Here is a 23,389-nt window from a genome sequence, read left to right on the forward strand (position 1 = left end):
GTACTGGTTGGGCCGCTCGAAATACCAAAATCGCAAGCGCGTTTCTCCAGAATCCGGGCACGGCGACCACGATACCGAGGCGTCGCTCACCCAAGGAGACACCATGAAGCGCTTTCTGAAAGCGGGCCTCGCCCTCGCACTCATCGGCACGGGCCTTGTGTCCCACGCCGCCACCGAACTCGTGATCGCGACCGTCAACAACGGCCACATGATCGAGATGCAGAAGCTCACGCCCTTCTTCGAAAAGGCCAACCCCGACATCAAGCTCAAGTGGGTCACGCTCGAAGAAGGCACGCTGCGCCAGCGCGTGACCACAGACATCGCCACCAAGGGCGGCCAGTTCGACGTGATGACCATCGGCCTGTACGAAGCGCCGATCTGGTCGAAGAAGGGCTGGCTGCAGCCCATCGCCACCGATGCCGCCTACGACGCCGACGACCTGCTGCCCGCCATCCGCGCCGGCCTGTCGCACGAAGGCAAGCTGTACGCCGCGCCCTTCTACGGCGAGAGCTCGATGCTCATGTACCGCAAGGACCTGGCCGACAAGGTCGGCTTCAAGATGCCCGAGCAGCCCACCTGGGTACAGGTGAAGGAGCTGGCCGGCAAGATCCATGACCCCAAGGGTGGCTTGTACGGCATGTGCCTGCGCGGCAAGCCGGGCTGGGGCGACAACATGGCCTTCCTGACCACGCTGGTCAACACGAACGGCGGCCAGTGGTTCGACATGCAGTGGAAGCCGCAGATCGACACCAAGCCCTGGAAGGACGCGATCGGCTTCTACGTCGACCTGATGAAGGCCTACGGCCCGCCGGGCGCCTCGGCCAACAGCTTCAACGAGAACCTGGCGCTCTTCAACGAAGGCAAGTGCGGCATGTGGGTCGACGCCACCATCGCCGCCTCGTTCATCAGCGACCCCAAGCAGTCGAAGGTGGCCGACAAGGTGGCCTTCGCGCAGGCCCCGGTGGCGGTCACACCGAAGGGCGCGAACTGGCTGTGGACCTGGAACCTGGCTATTCCCGCCAGCTCGACCAAGGGCGCCGCCGCGCAGACCTTCGTGAAGTGGGCGACCTCCAAGGAGTACGTCAACCTCGTGGCCAAGGAACACGGCTGGGGCACGGTGCCCACCGGCACGCGCAAGTCGACCTACGCGAACCCCGAGTTCCAGAAGGTCGCCAAGTTCGCCGCCGCCGAGAAGAAGGCCATCGACAGCGCCAACCTCAGCGACAGCACCTTGCCCAAGTCGCCGTACGTCGGCGTGCAGTACGCGGCCATTCCCGAGTTCCAGGCCATCGGCGTGGCGGTGGGCCAGCAGATGAGCGCGGCACTGTCGGGCAAGGTCACGGTCGACCAGGCGCTGAAGACTTCGCAGCTCGCAGCCGAGCGCGAGATGAAGAAAGCGGGCTACTACAAGTAAGCCGCGCTTCTTCCCCTCTCCCCGCGGGGAGAGGGCCGCAGCCTGAGAGGAACAGACCATGAAAAGACTCCTGCCCCGCGCCCTCATGGCGCCCGCCGTGCTCACGCTCTTCCTGTGGATGATCGTGCCGCTGCTGATGACGTTGTACTTCTCGTTCGTGAACTACAACCTCATGCAGCCCGGCGAACGCACGTTCGCGGGCATCGAGAACTTTCACTACTTCGTCACCGACCCCGACTTCTGGCCGGCCACGTGGAACACGCTGCTGCTCATCGGGAGCGTCATCGTCATCACCGTGGTGTTCGGCGTGCTGCTCGCGCTGCTGGTGAACGAACCCTTCCCGGGCCGCGGCATCGTGCGCGTGCTGCTGATCTCGCCCTTCTTCGTCATGCCCGCAGTGAATGCGCTGCTGTGGAAGCACATGATGATGAACCCCATCTACGGCATCCTGGCCGACGTGTGGCGCTTCTTCGGCGCGCAGCCGGTCGACTGGCTCACCGACGTGCCGCTGTTCTCCGTGATCATCATGGTGGCCTGGCAGTGGCTGCCCTTCGCCTGCCTGATCTTCATCACCTCGCTGCAGTCGCTCGACCGCGAGCAGATGGAAGCCGCGCGCATGGACGGCGCGAGTTCGTTCCAGCGCTTCTTCTATCTCACCATTCCGCACCTGGGCCGCCCGATGGCCGTGGTGATCATGATCGAGATGATCTTTCTGCTCAGCGTGTTCGCCGAGATCGCCATCACCACCAATGGTGGCCCGGGCAACGAGAGCACGAACATGACCTACATGATCTTCAAGCAGTCGCTCATGAACTTCGACGTGGGCGTGGCCTCCGCCGGTGCGCTGTTCGCGGTGGTGCTCGCGAACATCGTCGCGGTGTTCCTGATCCGCATCATCGGCAAGAACCTCGACTGAAGAAGGAACGACCATGCAACCCAGCAACTTCCTTCCCCAGCTGCTGCGCACCGTCGGTGCGTGGGCCGTGGCACTGCTTCTGTTCTTCCCGCTCGGCTGGCTGTTCCTCACGGCCTTCAAGACGGAGCTTCAGGCGATCCACGTGCCGCCGCTGTTCATCTTCGAACCGACGCTTGACAACTTCGGCGAAGTGCAGCGCCGCAGCGACTACCTGCTGTATGCGCGCAACTCGCTGATCACCAGCCTGGGCTCGACGATCCTCGGCCTGTTGATCGCGGCGCCGGCTGCGTACTCGATGGCGTTCTTCCGCACGAAGAAGACGCGCGACATCCTCATGTGGATGCTCTCCACCAAGATGATGCCGGCCGTCGGTGCGCTGGTGCCGATCTACGTGCTCGCGCAGACCGCGGGCATGCTGGACTCGCTCACCGCGCTCACCATCGTGTTCACGCTGTCGAACCTGCCGATCATGGTGTGGATGCTCTACAGCGCCTACAAGGACATTCCGAACGAGATCCTCGAAGCCGCGCGCATGGACGGCGCGAGCCTGTGGACCGAGTTCCGCCATGTCGTGATGCCGCTGTCGGTGGGCGGGCTCGCATCGACCGGCCTGCTGTGCCTGGTGCTGAGCTGGAACGAAGCCTTCTGGGCGTTGAACCTCACCTCCGCCAAGGCCGGCACGCTGGCCACGCTCATCGCCTCGTACTCCAGCCCCGAAGGCCTGTTCTGGGCCAAGTTGTCGGCCGCCTCGCTGATGGCCATCGCGCCCATCGTCGTGTTCGGCTGGTTCAGCCAGAAGCAGCTCGTGCAGGGCCTGACCTTCGGCGCCGTCAAGTAAAGAAAGGGAGACATCTCATGGCCTACCTCGAACTCAAGAACATCAAGAAGAGCTTTGGCGACGTCCACATCATCAAGGGCGTCGACCTGCAGATCCAGAAGGGCGAGTTCATCGTCTTCGTCGGGCCTTCGGGCTGCGGCAAGTCGACGCTGCTGCGCCTGATCGCGGGGCTCGAACCCATCACCAGCGGCAACCTGCTGCTCGACAACAAGGACATCACCTGGACGCCTTCGGGCAAGCGCGACCTGGCGATGGTGTTCCAGAGCTACGCGCTGTACCCGCACATGAGCGTGTACGACAACATGTCCTTCGCGCTGAAGCTCGCGGGCGTGGCCAAGGACGAGATCAAGACCAAGGTCGAGTACGCGGCCAAGACGCTGAACCTCACGCAGTACCTGGACCGCACGCCGAAGGATCTGTCGGGCGGCCAGCGCCAGCGCGTGGCCATCGGGCGCGCGATCGTGCGCGCGCCCAAGGTGTTCCTCTTCGACGAGCCGCTGTCGAACCTCGATGCGGCGCTGCGCGGCAACACGCGCGTCGAGATCCACAAGCTGCACCGCGCGCTCGGCGCGACCACCATCTACGTCACGCACGACCAGGTCGAGGCCATGACGCTGGCCGACCGCGTGGTGGTGCTCAAGGACGGGCTCATCGAGCAGGTCGGCACGCCGCTGGAGCTATACGACCGCCCCGCCAACCAGTTCGTCGCGCAGTTCATCGGCATGCCGTCGATGAACATGGTGGCGGCGAGCGCCATTCCGAGTTTTTCCGCCGCGACCGGCGGGCGCCTGCCCAGCGACGGCTTCCTGGGCGTGCGCCCCGAAGGCCTGCGCGTGCATCCGAAGCAGGGCGCGGCCGCCGGTGTGCCGGGCCGCGTCGAACTCATCGAGGCGCTGGGTGCCGACACGCTGATCCACGTGGACGTGGGCGGCGTGCCGCTCATCGCGCGCCAGAACGAACGCACGCCGCTGCAGGCCGGCGACGACGTGGCGGTCGAGCTCGACCCGTCCGTGCTGCACCTGTTCAGCCGCGAAGGCCGCGCGGTGGCCGCCTGATCCGACGACCCTCACTTTCAACGGACCTTCCTCGTGACCCTCGCAGCAGCGGGCCTCGTGCCCACCCCACCGGCGCCTTCGGAATTCACGGTGCTTCACCTCGGCCTCGGCTCGTTCCATCGCGCCCACCAGGCCGTCTACCTGCAGCGGCTGATCGATGCGGGCGACACCCGCTGGTCGCTGTCGGGTGCCAACATCCGCCCCGACATGGCCGAGGTGGTCGCGGCGTTGCAAGCCCAGGGCGGGCGCTACACGCTCGAGACGGTGTCGCCGGCGGGCGAGTACCGCTACGAGCAGATCGAGGCCATCCGCGAGGTGCTGCCGTACGAGCCCTCGCTGGCCCCGGTGATCGCGCGCGGCGCGGCGCCGTCCACGCGCATCGTCTCCTTCACCGTGACCGAGGCCGGCTACTACCTCGACACCAAGGGCAAGCTCGACCTGCCGTTCACCGACCTCGCGGCCGACATCGAACGCGCGCGGCGCGGCGAGGCCGGCGAGACGATCTACGGCGCGATCTGCGCGATCCTGCGGGCACGGCGCGTCGCGCAGGCGGGCCCCGTGACGCTGCTGAACTGCGACAACCTGCGTCACAACGGCGACCGCTTTCGCGCGGGCCTGCTCGAGTTCATCGCGCTCGTCGGCGACGCGCCGCTGCAGGCCTGGGTCGATGCCAACACCCGCTGCCCGAACGCAATGGTCGACCGCATCACGCCGCGCCCGCCGCCCGAGTTGCGCGCGCGCGTGCGCGCCGCCACGGGCCGCGACGACGGCGCGGCGGTCACGGGCGAGAGCTTCATCCAGTGGGTGATCGAAGACGACTTCATCGCCGGTCGGCCCGACTGGGGGCGCGTGGGCGTCGAACTCGTCGAATCGGTGCAACCGTATGAAGAGGCCAAGATCCGCATCCTCAACGCCACGCACAGCTGCATCGCCTGGGCCGGCACGCTGGCGGGGCTGGGCTTCATCCACGAAGGCACGCACGACGCGGCCATCCGCCGGATGGCCTTCGACTACGTGACCGACGACGTCATTCCGTGCCTGAGCCCGAGCCCGATCGACCTCGCGGCCTACCGCGACGTGGTGCTCGACCGCTTCGGCAACCCTGCGATCCGCGACACCAACCAGCGCGTGGCGGCGGACGGCTTCTCGAAGATCCCTGGCTTCATCGCGCCGACCGTGCGCGAGCGGCTCGCGGCGGGGCAGGGCATCGACAGCGTGGCGATGCTGCCCGCGCTGTTCCTCGCGTTCCTGCAGCGCTGGCACCGGGGCGCGCTGCCCTATGCCTACCAGGACCAGAGCATGGACGACGCCGCCGCGCACGCCATCTGCGACGCGGCCGACCCCGTGGCGGCACTGTGCGCCGATGCCGGACTGTGGGGCAGCCTCGCGGGCGATGCGCGGCTGGTCGATGCGGTGCGCCGTGCCGGCGAGCGCGTGGCGCGCTTCATCGAAGAGAAGGCCGCGCCATGAGCGGCCGCCTGCAGGACCGCCATGTGCTGCTGACCGGTGCCGGCGGCGGCATCGGCCTGGCCGTGGCCGAGGCCTGCATCGCCGAGGGCGCACGCTGCAGCGTGATCGACCGCGCGACCGCCGCGCCCGAGGCCGTGCGCGCGCTGCAGCAAGCCCACCCCGACGCGCTCGCCTACATCGCGGCCGACGTGACCGACACGCAGGCCATCGCGCACATGCTGGCCGAGGCGCAGGTCGCCTTCGGTCCCGTCCACACGCTGTTCAACAACGCCGCCGTGTTCGACCTCGCACCGCTGCTCGACAGTGACGAAGCCTCGTTCGACAAGCTCTTCGCCGTCAACGTGAAGGGCATGTTCTTCGTGATGCAGGCCGTGCTGCGCCACATGGTCGAGGCCGGCACGCCGGGCGCGTCGGTCATCAACATGGCCTCGCAGGCCGGGCGCCGCGGCGAGGCGCTGGTGTCGCACTACTGCGCGACCAAGGCGGCCGTCATCAGCTACACGCAGAGCGCCGCGCTGGCCATGGCGCCGCACGGCATCCGCGTCAACGGCATCGCCCCCGGTGTGGTCGACACGCCGATGTGGGACCATGTCGACAGCCTGTTCGCCAAGGCCGAGGGGCTGGCGCCGGGCGAGAAGAAGCGGCGTGTCGGCCTCGCCGTGCCGCTCGGGCGCATGGGCGTGCCGGGCGACATTGCCGGGGCGGCGGTTTTTCTGGCCAGCGACGAGGCGCGCTACATCACGGCGCAGACCCTCAATGTCGACGGCGGCAATGTCATGAGTTGAACCCTACCTTCCTTCCGCATTTCTGCATGAACGACGACTTCCACCTGTACCTCGACAGCGCCGACCTGGCCGAGCTGCAGGCCTGCCTGCCGCACCCGGTGGTGCACGGCGTGACGACCAACCCGACGCTGCTGCAACGCGCCGGCGTGGGGCGCGCCGATGTGCCCGGTCTGCTGAAACGCTGCATCGACCTGGGCGCGCGCCAGGTGCAGGCCCAGGTGTATTCGAGCGAGGTCGACGGCATGCTGGAAGACGCCGCCGTCCTGCTGCCGCAGTTCGACCCCGGCCAGCTCGTCATCAAGATTCCCGCCACGCGCCAGGGGCTGGACGCCGGCGCGCGGCTCATCGCCCAGGGCGTGCCTGTGACGTGGACCGCCGTGTACGCGCCCGAGCAGGCGCACTTCGCCGCGCAGCTGGGCGCGGCCTACGCGGCGCCGTACCTCGGCCGGCTCGAAGACGCCGGCATCGACGGGCTGGCGCTCATCGCGCAGATGCAGTCGCTGGTCGCGCAACGGCCTTCGCCCCGCACGCGGCTGCTGGTGGCGAGCATTCGTTCGCGCGCGGCGTACCTGTCGCTGTTGGGGCTGGGCGTGGGCGCCATCACGATCCCGCCGCGCCTCTTTGCCGAGCTGCTCGACCATCCCGCCACCCTGGCTGCCGAAGCGGGTTTCCTGGCCGACGCCCGCGCCTTGCCCTGACAGAAGAAGAAAATCCAAGCACCATGCGCATTGCACTCACGGGCGAGGCCCTGATCGATTTCACCGCCGGCGAAGGTGGGACCCTGGCGTTCCTCGGCCATGAGGGCGGTTCGCCGCTGAACACGGCCGTGGCCTGCGCGCGGCTCGGGCAGCCGACCGGCTTTCTCACGCAGCTGTCCACCGACCTGTTCGGCGAGCGGCTGATGGCTTTTCTGGAACGCAACGGCGTCGACACCCGGCTCATCCTGCGCAGCGACGCGCCGTCGACGCTGGCCTTTGTCGAGCGCACGCCGCAGACCAACCGCTACGCCTTCTACACACGGGGCAGCGCCGACGCCACCTGGGCGCCCGAGCCGCTGCCGCAGCTGCCCGCGGAATGCCGCTTTCTGCACTTCGGCTCGATCTCGCTGCTGCAGGAGCCGGCGTCGTCGCGCATCGCCGACCTCGTGGCCGCCCACACGGGGCGCTGCGTGATCGTGTTCGATCCCAACGTGCGGCCGAGCCTGATCCCGGACATGGCCGCCTACCGCGCCCGCGTCACCGAGTGGTTCGCCATGGCCGATCTGGTCAAGCTCAGCGATGAAGACGCCGCGCTGCTCGCTCCCGGGCGGCCGGTCGATGTGCTCGCGGCCGAGTGCCTCACGGCCGGCGCGCGCGCCGTGGTCGTCACGCGCGGCGGTGCCGGCGCCACGCTGTGGCGCACCGGCAGCGCGCCGCTCACCGTGGCCGCGCCGCGCGTCGAGGTGGTCGACACCATCGGCGCGGGCGACACCTTCACCGCCGGGCTGTCCGTGGCGCTGCTGGCGCATGGCGTCGAGCATCCGGCGCAACTGGCTGAGCTCGGCGACGACGCCTGGCGCGCCGTGATGCGCTTCGCCGCCACCGCCGCGGCCCTGAACTGCACCCGCGAGGGCGCCGATCCACCGACGCTGGAAGCCGTTCGCACGGCGCTTTCGCAGGAAGACAACGAGGCCGTCGCTTCCCGGCCCTGATCGATCCGTGCCGCCATGACCACGACCACCCGCAAACGCGCGATCCCTCGTCAACGCCAACCCGAACTGGAGCGCGATTTCGCGCGCTCCCCGTCGCTGGGCTACGAGGCCCCGGAAGAAACCGGCCTGGTGCGCTGCCTCGCGCACGGCTTTCCGAGCCCGCTGGTGCGATGGCACTTCCATGAAGACTACGAGCTGCACCTGATCACCGAGACCTCGGGCAAGGCCTTCATCGGCGACTGGATCGGGCCGTTCCAGCCCGGCCATCTCGTGCTGTGCGGGCCGCGCCTGCCGCACAACTGGATCTCGCTGGACGTGCCCGAAGAAGGCGCCGCCGGGCGCGACCGCGTGATCCAGTTCCGCCACGAACCCATCGAGCGCGCGGCGGCCGAGATTCCCGAGCTGCGCGACGTGATGCCGCTGCTCGACCGCGCGCGCCACGGCATCGAGTTCTTCGGCATGTCGGCGCAGGCGCTCGCGCACTGGGACGCCATCAAGGCCGCGCGCGGCGTGCGCCGCCTGGGCCTGTTCTGCGAGTTCATGGCCGACCTGGCGCAGTGCACCGACTACCGGCTGCTGTCGAGCGTGCAGATGCAGGGCGTGCAGGGCAGCGACGGCGATGCGCAGGTCGACCAGATCAACGACATCGTCAACCGCATCACCAACAACATGACCGACTCGATCTCGATGTCGGACGTGGCCGCCGAGCTGGGCATGAGCGAGAGCCGCTTCAGCCGCTTCTTCCGCCGCTCGACGGGCAACAGCTTCACCGACTTCGTGAACCGCGTGCGCATCAACAGCGCCTGCCACCTGCTGATGCAGACCGACCACTACGTGACCGACATCTGCTACCAGGTGGGCTTCAACAACGTGGCGAACTTCAACCGGCGCTTTCTCGAGATCAAGGGCATGACGCCGAGCGAGTTCAGGCGCCAGGCCGACACGCGCTTCGGCTGACTTCTTTCAAGGCGAACGCGCCCGCTCCGAAGGCGCCATCAGGGAGACCATCTTGTATCTGGGACTCGACCTCGGCACGTCCGAGCTCAAGGCATTGCTGCTCGCGGACGATCACCGCATCGTCGGCGTGGCGCGCGCGCCCCTCACGGTCGACCGGCCGCACCCGCTGTGGTCCGAGCAGGCGCCTGCCCAATGGTGGCAGGCGCTCGAGGCGGTCATGGCCGAGTTGCGCACCACGCATGCGAAGGCGCTGGCGCAGGTGCGCGCCATCGGCCTGTCGGGCCAGATGCACGGCGCCACGCTGCTCGATGCGGAAGGCGACGTGCTGCGCCCGGCCATCCTCTGGAACGACGGCCGCAGCGGTGCGCAGTGCGAAGCGCTCACGCGCGCCGTGCCGCGCCTGGGCGAGATCGCGGGCAACCTCGCGATGCCCGGCTTTACCGCGCCCAAGCTGCTGTGGGTGCGCGAGCACGAACCCGAGGTCTTCGCCCGCGTGGCGCGCGTGCTGCTGCCCAAGGACTGGCTGCGCTTCATGCTCAGCGGCGAAGCGGTCAGCGAGATGTCCGACGCGGCCGGCACGCTGTGGCTCGACGTGGGCGCGCGCGACTGGTCCGACGAACTGCTCGCCGCCACGGGGCTCACGCGCGCTCACATGCCGCGGCTGGTCGAGGGCAGCGAAGTCTCCGCGCTGCTCAAGCCGGAACTGGCGGCGCGCTGGGGGCTGCGCGAGGGCGTGAAGATCGCCGGCGGCGCGGGCGACAACGCCGCCAGCGCGGTCGGCATGGGGCTCGTGGAGCCGGGGCAGGGCTTCGTCTCGCTCGGCACCTCGGGCGTGGTGTTCGTCTCGACCGACCGCTTCCTGCCGAACCCCGCGCAGGCGATGCACGCCTTCTGCCACGCGCTGCCCAGGCGCTGGCACCAGATGTCGGTGATGCTCTCGGCCGCCAGCGCGGTGAGCTGGGCGGCGAAGACCTTCAAGTTCGCGGACGAGGCGGCGTTGCTCGAAGCCGCGGCGTCGGTCGCGCTGGCGGACCGGGGGCGTTGCCCGCTGTTCCTGCCGTACCTGTCGGGCGAACGCTCGCCGCACAACAACCCGAACGCGCAAGGGGTGCTGTTCGGCCTGACGCATGCGCACGGCCCGGCGGAGATCGCCTATGCCGTGGTCGAGGGCGTGAGCTTCGGTTTGCGCGATGGCTTCGACACGCTGCGCCTGCCGGCCGACATGCCTTTGCGCGAAGTCGCGCTCGTGGGGGGCGGTGCGCGCAGTGTCTGGTGGGGGCAGTTGCTGGCCGACATCTTCCAGGTGCCGCTGACGCTGTATGCGGGCAGCGAGACGGGCGGTGCGCTCGGTGCGGCGCGGCTGGCGTGGCTGGCCGATGGGGGCGAGGTCGCCGAGGTGTGCACGCTGCCGCCGGTGAAGCAGACGCTGACGCCCTCATCCGAAGGTGCTGGCGCACACAAGACGCGGCATGCGCGATTCCAGGTGCTCTACATGGCGCTGCGCGACCAGTTCCGCTGAACCGTCCACACAAAGAAAAAGGGCCGCTTGCGCGGCCCTTTTTACTTTGGTGAGCAGAGCTCAGCCGGGCATTACATGCCCATGCCGCCCATGCCGCCCATTCCGCCCATGTCGGGCATGCCACCGCCGCCGGCGCCGGACTCGTCCTTGGGTGCGTCAGCAACCATGGCTTCGGTCGTCAGCAGCAGCGAGGACACCGAAGCGGCGTTCTGCAGTGCGGTGCGGGTGACCTTCGTCGGGTCCAGGATGCCCAGCTCGAGCATGTCGCCGTACGTGTCGTTCGCAGCGTTGAAGCCGTAGTTGCCCTTGCCGGCCAACACAGCGTTCACCACCACCGAGGCTTCGCCGCCGGCGTTGTTCACGATTTCGCGCAGGGGCGCTTCGATGGCCTTCAGCACCAGCTTGATGCCGGCTTCCTGGTCAGCGTTGTCGCCCTTGACCGACTCGCCCACGGCTTGCTTGGCACGCAGCAGAGCCACGCCGCCACCAGCCACAACGCCTTCTTCCACTGCAGCGCGGGTGGCGTGCAGGGCGTCTTCGACGCGAGCCTTCTTTTCCTTCATTTCGACTTCGGTGGCCGCGCCAACCTTGATCACTGCCACGCCGCCGGCCAGCTTGGCCACGCGCTCTTGCAGCTTTTCACGGTCGTAGTCGCTGGTCGCTTCTTCGATCTGAACGCGCACTTGCTTCACGCGGGCTTCGATGTCACCGGCAGCGCCAGCGCCGTCGATGATGATCGTGTTTTCCTTGCCCACTTCGATGCGCTTGGCTTGACCCAGGTCGGCCAGCGTCACCTTTTCGAGCGTCAGGCCCACTTCTTCAGCGATGACCTTGCCGCCCGTCAGGATGGCGATGTCTTCCAGCATGGCCTTGCGGCGGTCGCCGAAGCCAGGTGCCTTCACAGCCACAACCTTCAGGATGCCGCGGATCGTGTTCACGACCAGCGTCGCCAGGGCTTCGCCTTCGACTTCTTCGGCAATGATCAGCAGCGGACGGCCAGCCTTGGCGACTTGCTCCAGCACCGGCAGCAGGTCACGGATGTTGCTGATCTTCTTGTCGAACAGCAGCACGAAGGGGTTGTCGAGCAGCGCCGATTGCTTCTCGGGGTTGTTGATGAAGTAGGGCGACAGGTAGCCGCGGTCGAACTGCATGCCTTCGACGACGTCGAGTTCGCTGTCCAGCGACTTGCCGTCTTCCACGGTGATCACGCCTTCCTTGCCGACCTTGTCCATCGCGTCAGCGATGAGCTTGCCGATGGTTTCGTCGCTGTTGGCCGAGATCGAGCCGACTTGCGCGATTTCCTTGGAGGTGGTGGTGGGCTTGGAAGCCTTCTTCAGCTCGGCGACCAGGGCCGTGACAGCCTTGTCGATGCCGCGCTTCAGGTCCATCGGGTTCATGCCGGCAGCCACCAGCTTGAAACCTTCGCGAACGATGGCTTGTGCCAGGACCGTGGCGGTCGTGGTGCCGTCACCAGCGTTGTCGCTGGTCTTGGAGGCCACTTCCTTCACGAGCTGGGCGCCCATGTTCTGCAGCTTGTCCTTCAGTTCGATTTCCTTGGCCACGGACACACCGTCCTTGGTCACGGTGGGGGCGCCGAACGAACGCTCGAGCACCACGTTGCGGCCCTTGGGGCCCAGGGTCACTTTGACTGCGTTGGCCAGGATGTTGACACCCTCGACCATGCGTGCGCGGGCTTCGCCGCCGAAGACTACGTCTTTTGCTGCCATGATGAATTAACTCCGAATGGATTGAATTTGGATGGGATCGAAAGGAGGAGAAGAATTACTTCTCGACGACTGCGAACAGGTCGTCTTCCTTCATCACGAGCAGTTCGTCGCCATCGACCTTGACGGTCTGGCCGCTGTACTTGCCGAACAGGACGCGGTCGCCGACCTTGACGGTCAGTGCGGCCAGTTCGCCCTTGTCGTTGCGCTTGCCCGGGCCCACGGCCAGGACTTCACCCTGATCGGGCTTTTCGGCGGCTGCGTCGGGGATGACGATGCCGGAGGCGGTCTTGGTTTCGCTGTCAACACGCTTGACGATCACGCGATCGGCCAAAGGACGAAGTTTCATTGCATCTCCTGGAAGGGTAAGAAACGGGTTTGTTTGTGGTCGGGCGCCGGAGAAACCGGCGACCTGTCGACTGGATGGGAGGGCTGTTAGCACTCGTCAGCAGCGAGTGCTAATCATAAGGGCATTCGATGACCTTTCAAGGGCGGCGCCCTTGCCGCCGTTTGGCACCGCCGTGCTTTTCCGGGGAAACACCGGGTGGCCGGGTGCCTTCGGTCGGGAAGCTTTGAGCTATTTTGCCCGGACAAAATAAGGCCGTGCCCATGTCGCCGATGCACGGAGGTCGCGCGCGCAGATTGCTTTTTTGTAATCCGGGTGATCGGTGGTGGACGGGCTTGGCTTCCTAGAGTCGCGGCATCCCGGCAACCTCCAAGGACACCATGACACACACCTTCCGCAACACCGTTTTCGCCGCAGGAGCCGCACTGGCCGCTGCCGGCGCCTTTGCCTCGGGCACCCATGCCGGTGGCCACGGCCATGATGCCGAGGCCGCCGTCGGCAAGCCTGGCGTGGCCGCCAAGGTGACGCGCACGGTCCAGGTCGACATGACGGACTCGATGCGCTTCACGCCGGCGGACATCAAGGTCAAGCAGGGGGAGACGGTGCGCTTCGTTGTCAAGAACTCCGGCGTCCTGAAGCACGAGCTCGTGCTCGGGACCGAAAAGGCGCTGCTGGCGCACTACGAGGCCATGAAGAAGAACCCCGAGATGGAGCACGCCGATCCGAACATGGTCACGCTGGCCGCGGGCAAGACCGGCGAGATCGTCTGGCAGTTCACCCAGGCCGGCAAGGTCGACTTCGGCTGCCTGCAGCCGGGCCACTACGACGCCGGAATGAAGGGCGCGGTGCTGGTGGGCAAGGCCGGCAAGTGAGCGTGATGCGCACGCGTCTTTCACGCGCCGGCCGCCATGCCGGCGCTTTTTCTTCCAGGGTATCGCGCGACAGGGCTTGACCTTCACATCGTGTCAACCTGGACACTGATCGCTTCCCCCTCAAGGGCTTCCCCCTTTCCTGTCGGAGAACGCGAATGAACGACACGTCCACCAGGCACGCAGGACACCCCCACGGTCATCACGACCACCACGATCACCACGCATCGCACGGGCATGCGCCAGCGGACCCCGCGCAGCCCGCCGCGCAAGGCACGGTCTACACCTGCCCCATGCACCCGGAGATCCGGCAGGACCACCCGGGCAACTGTCCCAAGTGCGGCATGACGCTGGAGCCCGAGATGCCGACCCTCGACGAGGGCGAAGACCCCGAGCTGAAAGACTTCAAGCGGCGCTTTTTCTGGACGCTGCCGCTCAGCGTTGTCGTCACCGTGCTCGCCATGGCCGGCCACCGCCTGCTGTGGTTCGAGATGGGCACGCAAAGCTGGATCGAGCTCGTGCTCACTGTTCCCATCGTGCTGTGGGCCGGCTGGCCGTTCTTTGTGCGCGCGGTGCAATCGGTGGCGAACCGCAGCCCGAACATGTGGACCCTGATCGGCCTGGGCACGGCCGCCGCCTTTGTCTACAGCGTCGTGGCCACGGTGGCGCCCGGCGTGTTTCCCGCGTCGTTCGTGTCGATGGGGCGCGTGTCGGTCTACTTCGAGGCGGCGGCGGTGATCATTTCGCTCACCCTGCTGGGCCAGATCCTCGAGCTCAAGGCGCGCTCGCAAACCTCCGCGGCCATCAAGTCGCTGCTGGGGCTCGCGCCCAAGACAGCGCGCCGGATCGGCGCCGACGGTACCGAGGAAGACGTGCCCATCGGCCATGTGCACGTGGGCGACAAGCTGCGCGTGCGCCCCGGAGAGAAGGTGCCGGTGGACGGCGTGGTGATCGAAGGCGGCAGCGCGGTCGACGAATCGATGCTCACCGGCGAGCCGCTGCCCGTGACCAAGCGCGTGGGCGACAAGCTCATCGGCGCGACGCTCAACACCAACGGCGCCCTCGTCATGCAATCGGAAAAGGTCGGCTCGCAGACCGTGCTCGCGAGCATCGTGCAGATGGTCGCGCAGGCCCAGCGCTCGCGCGCGCCGATGCAGCGGATGGCCGACCAGGTCGCCGGCTACTTCGTGATGACGGTGATCGCCATCGCGGTGCTGACCTTCTTCGCCTGGGGCTTCTTCGGGCCGCAGCCCAGCTGGGTCTACGGCCTCATCAATGCCGTGGCGGTGCTCATCATTGCCTGCCCCTGTGCGCTCGGCCTCGCGACGCCGATGTCGATCATGGTGGCCACCGGCAAGGCGGCCACGCAGGGCGTGCTGTTCCGCGATGCCGCGGCGATCGAGAACTTCCGCAAGGTCGATGCGCTCATCGTCGACAAGACCGGCACCCTGACGGAAGGCCGGCCGCAGTTCGAGCGCGCGGTGCCTGCGCCTGGCTTCACCGCGGACGAGGTGCTGCGCCTTGCAGCCAGCCTGGACCAGGGCAGCGAACACCCGCTGGCCGACGCCATCGTGCGGGCGGCGCGCGAGCGCCAGCTGGCGCTGGACACGCCCGAGGGTTTCGAATCCAGCAGCGGCATTGGCGTGAGCGGCGGCGTTGGCGGCAGGAAGCTGGCGCTGGGCAACACGGCGCTCATGGCACAGCTGCGCGTGCGGGTCGACGACCTCAAGCCGCAGGCCGAGGCGCTGCGGGCCGAGGGCGCGAGTGTCATGTTCCTGGCGGTGGACGGCCAGGCCGCCGGCCTGCTCGCGGTGTCGGACCCAATCAAGCCCACCACGCTGGAGGCGCTGGCCGCGCTCAAGGCCTCGGGCCTGCGCGTCATCATGGCCACGGGCGACGGGCTGACCACGGCTCGGGCCGTCGCCGCGAAGCTGGGCATTGACGAAGTGCACGGCGAAGTGAAGCCGGCCGACAAGCTCGCGCTGGTCGACAGGCTGCAGCGCGAGGGTCGCATCGTCGCGATGGCCGGCGACGGCATCAACGACGCGCCCGCGCTCGCCAAGGCCGACGTGGGCGTGGCGATGGGCACCGGCACCGATGTCGCGATGAACAGCGCCCAGGTGACGCTGGTCAAGGGCGACCTGCGCGGCATTGCGCAGGCGCGCGTGATCTCCGAGCAGACCATCGCCAACATGAAGCAGAACCTGGGCTTCGCCTTCCTCTACAACGCGCTGGGCGTGCCGCTGGCCGCGGGCGTGCTGTTCCCGTTCACGGGCTGGTTGCTGTCGCCGATGATCGCGGCGCTGGCGATGAGCCTGAGCTCGGCGTCGGTGATCACCAATGCCTTGCGCCTGCGCGGCGCTACCTGGCGCGAGGCTTGAGAAGGCCCGCCAGGGCCTTCTGGTCTTCGGCCAGCTGGATGCGCATGAGCTGGAGCACGCGCACCGCCAGGCCGGACAGCGGCTGTCCCGGCGGCAGCACCAGCAGGCCCGCGAAGGACACCTCCAGCGACAGCGGGCGCACGGCCAGGCCGCGCTGCGCGTACTCCAGCGCGGTGACCGGGTTGACGACGCCGATGCCCATGCCGCTCAGGGCCATCTCGCACACGCTGGCCGCGTACGGGGTTTCGACCAGCACGCTCAACGCGACGTTGCAGTCCGCCAGCGCCCGCTCCAGGCGGCGCCGGGACGCGTCTTCCGGGTTGAGCGCGAGGAAGGGCTCTTCGGCGAGTTGATGCGGCTGGATGGTCCTGGCGCGGGCCAGCCGGTGCTTGGCATGCATCACCACCACGCCCGGAAAGCGCGCGAATTCGGAGTGCTCCAGGCCGGTCGTCGGCATCTCGTCGGCCATCAGCCCGAAGTCGACCTGGCGCCCCAGCACGGCCTCGTGTACCTCCCGCGAACTGAGCACCTGCAGCGAAATCTGCGGACGGGCGTCGGCGTCGCCGCGCTCGGCCACCAGCCGCGACAGCACCCGCGGCACGAAGCTCAGGCCGAAGGCCGGATACACCGCCATGCGCAGCGTGTTGACGCCGAAGCGCTTGAGGCTGCGCATGCGGTGCTCGATGCTGCTCAGGCCCACGAAGACGCGCTCGACCTCGGCCAGCAAGGCCTGCGCTTCGGGCGTGGGGTGCAGGCGGCCGCGCAGCCGGCGGAACAGGGGAAAGCCCGCGGCTTCCTCGAGCCTGCGCAGCGACTGGCTGATGGCCGGCTGCGTCACGCCCAGCAGCGCCGCCGCCTTGCTCGCGGAGCCCACGGACATCACGGAACGGAACACCTCGATCTCTCGGAGCAACATATAACAACCGCTTATGGAGAAAGAACTTCGGGCGCGATCCGGATTATCTCCAGCGTCCTAGAGTTGGCGTCTTCAGCCACTTCCCGAAAGACGCGAGATGAACCTTCGAACAGCGCTTGCAGTGACGGTCCTGGCGTGTGCGGCGCCCGCATGGGCGCACGACTTTTCCAGCGACGTCGCCAGGTTCCAGACCCTCGCGGCCACCCGCAAGCCCGACAGCCCGCAGGCGGTGGCCGCCAAGCTGGCGCTGGAGCGGGCGCAGGGCGAGATGGAACAGTCGGACGTGAAGATGCTGCTGCGCATCCGTTCGATGACCAACGCCGGCCTGCGTGCCCTCGGCGAGCAGCCGGCCTTGCTCACCAGCGAGTACAAGCGCCTGGAGGCAGCGCTGGCCAACCCCAAGACCCAGGACCCGGCCCGGATCGCCACCGCCCGCGAAACCTTCACCCGCCTGGGTGTGGAGATGAAGGTCTACACCGATCTCGAAACCATGGCCGTCGAGCAGATGAAGCACGCGCTGCAGCTCATCGAATCGGCCCCCGCGAACTGACTTCCATCGTGAACCCATCCATTTCCCATCCCGGCACGTCCCCTGCGGACGCTGCCTTCGCCAGCCTGGTGCCGCCGGTGTGGCGCGCCTCCACGGTCGTCTTCGACTCGCTCGACGACTTCGTGCATCGCCGCACCCGCCTGCCGGACGGCTTCAGCTACGGCACGACGGGCACGCCGACGCAGCGCGCCCTCGAGGCGCGCATCGCCGAGCTGGACGGCGCCGCCCACGGCATCGTCTTTCCTTCCGGACAGGCGGCCATCTGCGGCGTGCTGCTCGCGCTGCTCAAGCAGGGCGACCACCTCTTGATGACCGATGCCGCCTACGGCCTGGCCAAGTCCTTCGCCGTCGAACGGCTGCAGGCGCTGGGCATCGAGGTCGAGTTCTATGCGCCGCGCATCGGCGCGGGCATCGAGCGCCTCGTGCGCCCGAACACGCGGCTCATCTGGCTGGAGTCGCCCGGCACGGTGACGATGGAGGTGGAGGACGTGCCGGCGATCACCGCCGTGGCGCGCGCCCGTGGCGTGCTGACCGCCATCGACAACACCTGGGCCAGCCCGCTGGGCTTTGCCGCGCTGGCGCACGGCGTCGACCTGTGCATTCACGCATGCACCAAGTACATGGGCGGGCATTCGGACGTGCTGATGGGCAGCGTCACCACCCAGGACGAAGGCCTGTACCGGTCCTTGCGCGGCCTGCAGTCGCTGATGGGGCTGGCCGTGAGCCCGGAGGACTGCTTCCTGGTGGCCCGCGGCCTGGACACGATGCAGGTGCGCATGGAGCGCCAGGCCGCCAGCGCGCGCCTGATCGCCGGGCAACTCGACGCGCACCGCCTCGTGCGCCGCATGCTCTTTCCGGCGCTGCCCGGCGCGCCGGACCATGCGCTGTGGGCGCGCGATTTCGCGCAGCCCGGCTGCGTGATGTCACTGCAGCTCGTGGACTGCCCCTACGACGCCTACCGGGCGCTGTTCGCCGGCCTGAAGCGCTTTGCCATCGGCGCCAGCTGGGGCGGCGTGCGCAGCATCGCGGCCTTCTACCCGGCGGAAGAACTCGCCAGGCGCAATTTCTGCGACGTCGAAGGGCCGGTCATTCGCCTGTCGATCGGGCTGGACGACCCCCAGGCCCTGCGCGACGAGCTGCTGGGCGCGCTGGACGCCTGCGCCACGCGTTTCGATCTCTGATCCCCGACACCTGGAGCCTGCGATGACTTTCAAGCCGACCCTTCACGCCGCATTGACCCGTCCCTTCCTCGCCATGGCCGGCCTCGCGCTGTGCGCCGGCGTTGCCGCGCAGACCGCATCGCCGCTGGACGGCACGCTCAAGAAGATCAAGGACACCGGGGCGATCACCGTGGCCACGCGCGGCGCCTCGATCCCGTTCAACTACCTGGACGACCACAACAAGCAGGCCGGCTTCGCCTGGGAAATCTCGCAGCGCGTGGTCGCCCAGGTGAAGAAGGACCTGCAGCTCGCCCGGCTGGAGGTCAAGACCCTGGAAGTCACGCCGCAGACGCGCATTCCGCTGGTGGCCAACCAGACGGTCGACCTGGAGTGCAGCTCGACCACCAACAACGCCGAGCGGCAGAACCAGGTGTCGTTCTCGACGACCTTCTTCGTCGTGGGCGCGCGGCTGCTGGTGCGCAAGAACTCCGGCATCAAGCACTGGGCCGACCTCGTCGGCAAGAACGTCGTGGTCAGCGCGGGCACCACGGCGGAGCGCATGCTGCGGCAGCTCAACGAGAAGAACAAGTGGGGCATCCAGATCATCCTGGCCAAGGACATCAACGAGAACTTCCTGACCGTGGAAACGGGGCGCGCGGTGGCCGCGACGCAGGACGACATCATTCTGTTCAGCAACATCGCCCGCGCCAGGAACCCGGCGGACTGGGAGGTGGTCGGCGTGCCGCAGCAGAAGGAAGCCTATGGCTGCATGCTGCGCAAGGGCGACGCGGCGTTCAAGAAACTCGTGGACGGCGTGATCACCGGGATGATGCGATCGGGCGAGTTCACCGCGCTGTACGAGAAGTACTTCCTCAAGCCCATTGCGGTGAAGGGCAGCGTGACGGTCAACTTCCCGATGTCGCCCGACATGCAGGAGCTCGTGCGCCATCCGAGCGACCAGCCGCTGTAAGGCACGGGCGCGGCCACCCCTTCACGAACCGAACCGCCTGCCGGCACCCTTCGCGATGCACTACACCTGGGATTGGTTGATCTTCTTCAAACCCTCGGTCACGGGGGAGGGCCTGTACGGCCTGATGCTCGTGCGCGGGTTGCTGTGGACGGTCGCGCTGTCGCTGCTGGCCTGGACGCTGGCATTGGGCCTGGGCCTGATCGCCGGCGTGGCCCGCACGCTGCCCCACCGGACGGCGCGCGCGCTGTCGGCGGTGTACATCCACTGCTTTCGCAACACGCCGCTGCTGGTGCAGCTGTTTCTCTGGTACTTCGTGGTGCCCGAGCTGTTGCCGACCGCCTGGGGCCATGCGATCAAGCAGATGAACCCGACCGCGAACCAGTTCCTCACCGTGCTGGTGGGCCTCACGCTCTACACGGCGGCGAAGGCGGCTGAGCAGGTGCGTGCGGGCATCGAGTCGGTGCCGCGCAGCCAGAAGCAGGCGGCCATGGCGATGGGCCTGGGAACCGTGGCGGCCTACCGCTACGTGATCCTGCCCCAGGCCCTGCGCATCGTCATCCCGCCGCTGACCTCGGACTTCCTGAACGTGTTCAAGAACTCGGCCGTCGCGCTGACGATCGGGCTCATGGAGCTCACCGGGCAGACGCGCCAGCTCAGCGAGTTCAGCGCCCATCCCTTCGAGGCCTTCATCGTGGCGACGCTCATCTACATGGCGATCACCTACGGCGTGATCGTGCTGATGCGCCGCATCGAACACCGGGTGCGCGTGCCCGGGCTGCTGGGCGCCGCGTGATGGGCTACGACTTCGATTGGGTCGCCCTGCAGCGCGCCTGGCCCTACCTGCTGCAGGGCCTGCAGATGACCGCCCTGCTGGTGGCGGCCTCCATGGCCGCCGGCATCGGCCTGGGGACCCTGCTGGCGATCACGCGGATCTTCGCGCCGCGGCCGGTGGCGGCGCTCGTGGCGGGGTACGTGAACCTGTTCCGCTCGATCCCGCTGATCCTCACGATCCTGTGGATCTACTTCCTGATGCCGGTGGTGCTGCGCGCCGTGACCGGCGACCCGAACCTCGGCGTCGGGCCGATCTACGCCGCGCTCGTGGCGTTCGTGCTCGCGGAGTCCGCGTACTACTGCGAGATCATCCGCGCCGGCATCGGCAGCGTGCGCGCCGGCCAGATGCAGGCGGCGCAGTCTCTTGGCATGTCGCCGGGGCAGGCGATGCGGCACGTGATCCTGCCGCAGGCGTTTCGCAACATGACGCCCTCGCTGATCAACCAGACCATCGCGCTGCTCAAGGACACCTCGCTGGTCTACGTGATCAGCCTGAACGACTTTCTCGGCGCCGCCAGCAAGGTGGGACAACGCGACGGGCGCGTGGTCGAGGTCTACATCCTGGTCGCCGTCGTCTACCTGGTGCTGTGCACGGCGGGCGCCTGGTGGGTCACCTGGCTGCAGCGGCGCAGGACGGCGGCGGCGACCTGAGGCCTTCTCAGAACTTGGCGCGCAAGGTCAGCTGCACCTCGCGCCCCGGTCCCGGCAGGATCAGGTTGTCCACGCTGCCGTGGGCCGAGACGTAGTACTTGCGGTTCGCGATGTTCTTCAGGTTCAGCGCGATCTCGTAGCGCTCGGTCTTGTAGTTGGCCGCGAGGTCGGCGGTCAGGTACGAGGGCAGCGTGACGAGGTTGCTCAGCGAGGCATAGCGCGCGCTGACGTAGTTCAGGCCGCCGCCGGCGCTGAAGCCGTGGCCCAGGTCCTTCATGGCCCACACGAAGGCCGAGTGGCGCGGCGTGAGCGCGGCGGTCTTGCCCTGCACCGGGATCGCGGCGCCCACGGGCAGCTGCAGCGAGCTCACGGTGGCGAGCGACTTGGTCATCTTCGCGTCGAGGTAGGCATAGCCCGCGCTCACGTCCCAGCGGCCCGGCAGGCGGCCGTTGAGCGCGAGCTCCAGGCCGTTGGTGCGCTGCGTGCCGACGTTGATCTGGCGGCGCGGGTTGTTCGGGTCGGTGTTCTTGATGCCCGAGCGTTCCAGGTTGAACAGCGCGGTCGTGAGGTTCAGGCCGCCGTCGAGCAGGTCGAACTTGGCGCCGATTTCCTTGTTGACGGTGATCTCGGGCGCGTTGTCGATGTTGCCGGTGGACAGCGCGAAGTTCTCGCCCGAGGGCTGGAACGAGCGGCTGTACGACACGTAGTACGACTGCACCGTGTCGGGCTGCCACACCACGCCGGCGCGCGGGCTGAACTTGCGGTCGGTGCGTTCCAGCGGCGCGAGCTTGCGCTCGAAGCTGGTGTCCTGCTTGAACACGTCGTAGCGCCCGCCGATCAGCGCCTTCCAGTGCGGTGCCAGCGTGATCTGGTCCTGGAAGTAGACGGCCGCGGTCTTGAACTCGCTGTTGCTCGGGATCGCGCCGTCGGCGAGGTAGGTGGCCAGCGGGATCGGCAGCGGGTCCGCCACCGGGCTGAACAGGTTCACGCGCTGCGCTCCTGTGGCGGAAGACACGCTGAACAGCCGCTTGCGCTGCACGCCGAACTCGGCGCCGACCAGCCACTCCTGCTTGAAACCGCCCCGGTCGTTGCGCCAGGTCAGGTCGGTCTGGTTGAACCAGCCGCTCTCGTCGCGGTCGACGATGCCGCGCGTGCGGCCCACCGTCAGGCGCACCGGGTCGGTGGTGCCGCTGGGCAGCGTGTTGTTGCGGTCCAGGTGGTAGCTCGAATAGCGCGTGGTGTTGCGCAGGCTCAGCGCGTCGCTGAAGCGGTGGTTCAGCGTGGCGGTGAAGGTCTGCACCTTGCTGGTCACGGTGTCGTCGCGCTTGCCGTGCGCCGAGCCGTAGTAGGCGCCGATGGGCACGTCGACCGGGCGGCCGTTGAGCGCCGGGATGCCGAAGTCGGTGAGGCGCTGGTCGCGCAGGTTGGTGTACTGCAGCAGCAGGTCGGTCTGCGGGCTGAACTTGATCGCCAGTGAGGGCGCGATGTTGTGGCGGTCGGTGAACTGCTGGTTGCGGTAGCTGTCCGACTGCTCGCCCGCCACGTTCAGGCGGAAGGCCATGTTCTCGCCGATGGGCGTGTTCAGGTCGATCGTGCTGCGCGTGTAGTGGTGGCTGCCCAGGCCCAGCGAGACCTCGCCGAAGCGGCGTTCGAACACGGGCTTCTTGGTCACGCGGTTGATCAGGCCGCCCGAGGAGCCACGGCCGTAGAGCACGGCGGCCGGGCCCTTGAGCACCTCGATGCGCTCGGTGTCCGACAGGTCGCGAAAGTACAGCGCGTCGTCGCGCACGCCGTCGACGAACCAGTCGGAGATGCCGCTGAAGCCGCGGATCACGACCTGGTCGCGCTGGCCGTCGCCGTGGTTGAAGCTCACGCCCGGCACGTTGCGCAGGGCGTCCTGCATCGACACGGCGCCCTGGTCGCGCAGCAGCTGCTCGGGCAGCACGTTCACGGCCTGCGGCACGTCGCGCAGCGGCGCGCTGCCCTTGGTGGCGGTGCTGGTGGCGGCGGGGGCGTAGCCCTTGTCGTCCTCGGCGCTGACGGTGACTTCCTTCAGCGTCGTGGCGGCGGCCTGTGCCAGCGCGACGCCCGACAGCGACGCGAGGGCGGCGCCGGCCAGCAGCGGAAGGGGCCACAGCGGGCGCGAGGGGGTGGCGGTGCGGGTGGCTGTGCGGGAGGAGGGCTTCATGTTGTCCGGTTGCGCTTGTTCTTGGAGGGCGGCGCCGCGCAGGCGCAGCCGTACGCGACAACGCCCTTCGTCGCGAGAGACGAAGGGCGTTGTCGTGCCCTGCCTTGAACTGGAAATGTCTGGGTGAGGCAATGGCGCAGCGCGGACGGCAGAAGCTCC

21 protein-coding genes are annotated in these 23,389 nt (G+C 67.9%); 17 read left to right on the top strand and 4 right to left on the bottom strand.

Annotated elements, in window-relative coordinates; translation table 11 throughout:
- Nucleotides 1-103 precede the first annotated feature (103 nt).
- The 10 genes from AC07OX_RS27175 (at nucleotide 104) to xylB (ending at nucleotide 10,644) form a co-directional block, all read left to right on the top strand.
- Nucleotides 104-1,414, top strand: a complete 1,311-nt coding sequence (locus AC07OX_RS27175; RefSeq protein WP_495262648.1) for an ABC transporter substrate-binding protein — start codon at nucleotides 104-106, stop codon at nucleotides 1,412-1,414.
- Between the two features lie 58 nt (nucleotides 1,415-1,472).
- Nucleotides 1,473-2,330, top strand: a complete 858-nt coding sequence (locus AC07OX_RS27180; RefSeq protein WP_070059984.1) for a carbohydrate ABC transporter permease — start codon at nucleotides 1,473-1,475, stop codon at nucleotides 2,328-2,330.
- Nucleotides 2,331-2,343: 13 nt separating this feature from the next.
- Nucleotides 2,344-3,168 (top strand): carbohydrate ABC transporter permease, encoded by an 825-nt coding sequence (locus tag AC07OX_RS27185; protein WP_013539656.1) that lies wholly within the window; start codon nucleotides 2,344-2,346, stop codon nucleotides 3,166-3,168.
- A gap of 17 nt (nucleotides 3,169-3,185) precedes the next feature.
- Nucleotides 3,186-4,223 (top strand): ABC transporter ATP-binding protein, encoded by a 1,038-nt coding sequence (locus AC07OX_RS27190; protein ID WP_495262647.1) that lies wholly within the window; start codon nucleotides 3,186-3,188, stop codon nucleotides 4,221-4,223.
- Nucleotides 4,224-4,313: 90 nt separating this feature from the next.
- Nucleotides 4,314-5,693, top strand: coding sequence for a D-arabinitol 4-dehydrogenase (dalD, locus tag AC07OX_RS27195; RefSeq protein ID WP_495262682.1), 1,380 nt, complete (start codon nucleotides 4,314-4,316; stop codon nucleotides 5,691-5,693).
- Nucleotides 5,690-6,478, top strand: a complete 789-nt coding sequence (locus tag AC07OX_RS27200; RefSeq protein ID WP_062472674.1) for an L-iditol 2-dehydrogenase — start codon at nucleotides 5,690-5,692, stop codon at nucleotides 6,476-6,478. The genes dalD and AC07OX_RS27200 overlap by 4 nt, the downstream gene beginning before the upstream one ends.
- 26 nt (nucleotides 6,479-6,504) lie before the next feature.
- Nucleotides 6,505-7,176 (top strand): transaldolase family protein, encoded by a 672-nt coding sequence (locus AC07OX_RS27205; protein ID WP_454899879.1) that lies wholly within the window; start codon nucleotides 6,505-6,507, stop codon nucleotides 7,174-7,176.
- Nucleotides 7,177-7,199: 23 nt separating this feature from the next.
- A complete protein-coding gene (locus tag AC07OX_RS27210) occupies nucleotides 7,200-8,168 on the top strand; it encodes a carbohydrate kinase family protein (RefSeq protein WP_492732106.1) in 969 nt (322 codons plus the stop codon).
- A 15-nt stretch (nucleotides 8,169-8,183) separates the two neighbouring features.
- On the top strand, nucleotides 8,184-9,125 hold the full coding sequence (locus AC07OX_RS27215) for an AraC family transcriptional regulator (RefSeq protein WP_062471853.1): 942 nt from the start codon (nucleotides 8,184-8,186) through the stop codon (nucleotides 9,123-9,125).
- Nucleotides 9,126-9,177: 52 nt separating this feature from the next.
- Nucleotides 9,178-10,644, top strand: a complete 1,467-nt coding sequence (gene xylB, locus AC07OX_RS27220) for a xylulokinase (protein ID WP_495262646.1) — start codon at nucleotides 9,178-9,180, stop codon at nucleotides 10,642-10,644.
- A gap of 71 nt (nucleotides 10,645-10,715) precedes the next feature.
- Here xylB and groL read toward each other — a convergent pair whose 3' ends face one another.
- A complete protein-coding gene (gene groL / locus AC07OX_RS27225) occupies nucleotides 10,716-12,371 on the bottom strand; it encodes a chaperonin GroEL (RefSeq protein ID WP_042579049.1) in 1,656 nt (551 codons plus the stop codon).
- 55 nt (nucleotides 12,372-12,426) lie between these two features.
- Nucleotides 12,427-12,717, bottom strand: coding sequence for a co-chaperone GroES (locus tag AC07OX_RS27230; protein WP_056572926.1), 291 nt, complete (start codon nucleotides 12,715-12,717; stop codon nucleotides 12,427-12,429).
- Between the two features lie 377 nt (nucleotides 12,718-13,094).
- On the opposite strand from AC07OX_RS27230, the gene AC07OX_RS27235 reads away from it, so the two are divergent.
- Both AC07OX_RS27235 and AC07OX_RS27240 read left to right on the top strand, forming a co-directional pair.
- The gene (locus AC07OX_RS27235) at nucleotides 13,095-13,586 is read left to right on the top strand and encodes a cupredoxin domain-containing protein (RefSeq protein WP_095743735.1); all 492 of its coding nucleotides are present in this window, start codon (nucleotides 13,095-13,097) and stop codon (nucleotides 13,584-13,586) included.
- Between the two features lie 155 nt (nucleotides 13,587-13,741).
- Entirely contained in the window at nucleotides 13,742-15,964 is a 2,223-nt protein-coding gene (locus AC07OX_RS27240) for a copper-transporting P-type ATPase (RefSeq protein WP_495262645.1), read from the top strand.
- On the opposite strand, the gene AC07OX_RS27245 is transcribed toward AC07OX_RS27240, so the two are convergent.
- Entirely contained in the window at nucleotides 15,945-16,880 is a 936-nt protein-coding gene (locus AC07OX_RS27245; RefSeq protein WP_070059966.1) for a LysR substrate-binding domain-containing protein, read from the bottom strand. The two genes, AC07OX_RS27240 and AC07OX_RS27245, sit on opposite strands and share 20 nt — an antisense overlap.
- A 97-nt stretch (nucleotides 16,881-16,977) precedes the next feature.
- Here AC07OX_RS27245 and AC07OX_RS27250 point away from each other — a divergent pair, with 97 nt between their 5' ends.
- From AC07OX_RS27250 to AC07OX_RS27270, 5 genes are read left to right on the top strand one after another with little or no spacing between them, the layout of a single operon-like run.
- On the top strand, nucleotides 16,978-17,430 hold the full coding sequence (locus AC07OX_RS27250; protein WP_143599057.1) for a hypothetical protein: 453 nt from the start codon (nucleotides 16,978-16,980) through the stop codon (nucleotides 17,428-17,430).
- Nucleotides 17,431-17,438: 8 nt separating this feature from the next.
- Nucleotides 17,439-18,611 carry a trans-sulfuration enzyme family protein gene (locus AC07OX_RS27255; protein ID WP_495262644.1) on the top strand — a complete coding sequence of 391 codons (1,173 nt, stop codon included), beginning with the start codon at nucleotides 17,439-17,441 and terminating at the stop codon, nucleotides 18,609-18,611.
- 22 nt (nucleotides 18,612-18,633) lie between these two features.
- A complete protein-coding gene (locus AC07OX_RS27260) occupies nucleotides 18,634-19,560 on the top strand; it encodes a transporter substrate-binding domain-containing protein (RefSeq protein WP_495262643.1) in 927 nt (308 codons plus the stop codon).
- 55 nt (nucleotides 19,561-19,615) lie between these two features.
- Nucleotides 19,616-20,353, top strand: coding sequence for an amino acid ABC transporter permease (locus AC07OX_RS27265; RefSeq protein ID WP_159273998.1), 738 nt, complete (start codon nucleotides 19,616-19,618; stop codon nucleotides 20,351-20,353).
- Complete coding sequence (locus AC07OX_RS27270) at nucleotides 20,353-21,042, top strand: amino acid ABC transporter permease (RefSeq protein ID WP_095948311.1); 690 nt, start codon at nucleotides 20,353-20,355, stop codon at nucleotides 21,040-21,042. The genes AC07OX_RS27265 and AC07OX_RS27270 overlap by 1 nt, the downstream gene beginning before the upstream one ends.
- Nucleotides 21,043-21,049: 7 nt before the next feature.
- Here the strand turns inward: AC07OX_RS27270 and AC07OX_RS27275 are convergent, their stop codons facing one another.
- Nucleotides 21,050-23,230, bottom strand: coding sequence for a TonB-dependent receptor (locus AC07OX_RS27275; protein WP_495262642.1), 2,181 nt, complete (start codon nucleotides 23,228-23,230; stop codon nucleotides 21,050-21,052).
- Between the last annotated feature and the right edge of the window lie 159 nt (nucleotides 23,231-23,389).

This window comes from Variovorax sp. GW821-FHT09D07, assembly GCF_059416345.1.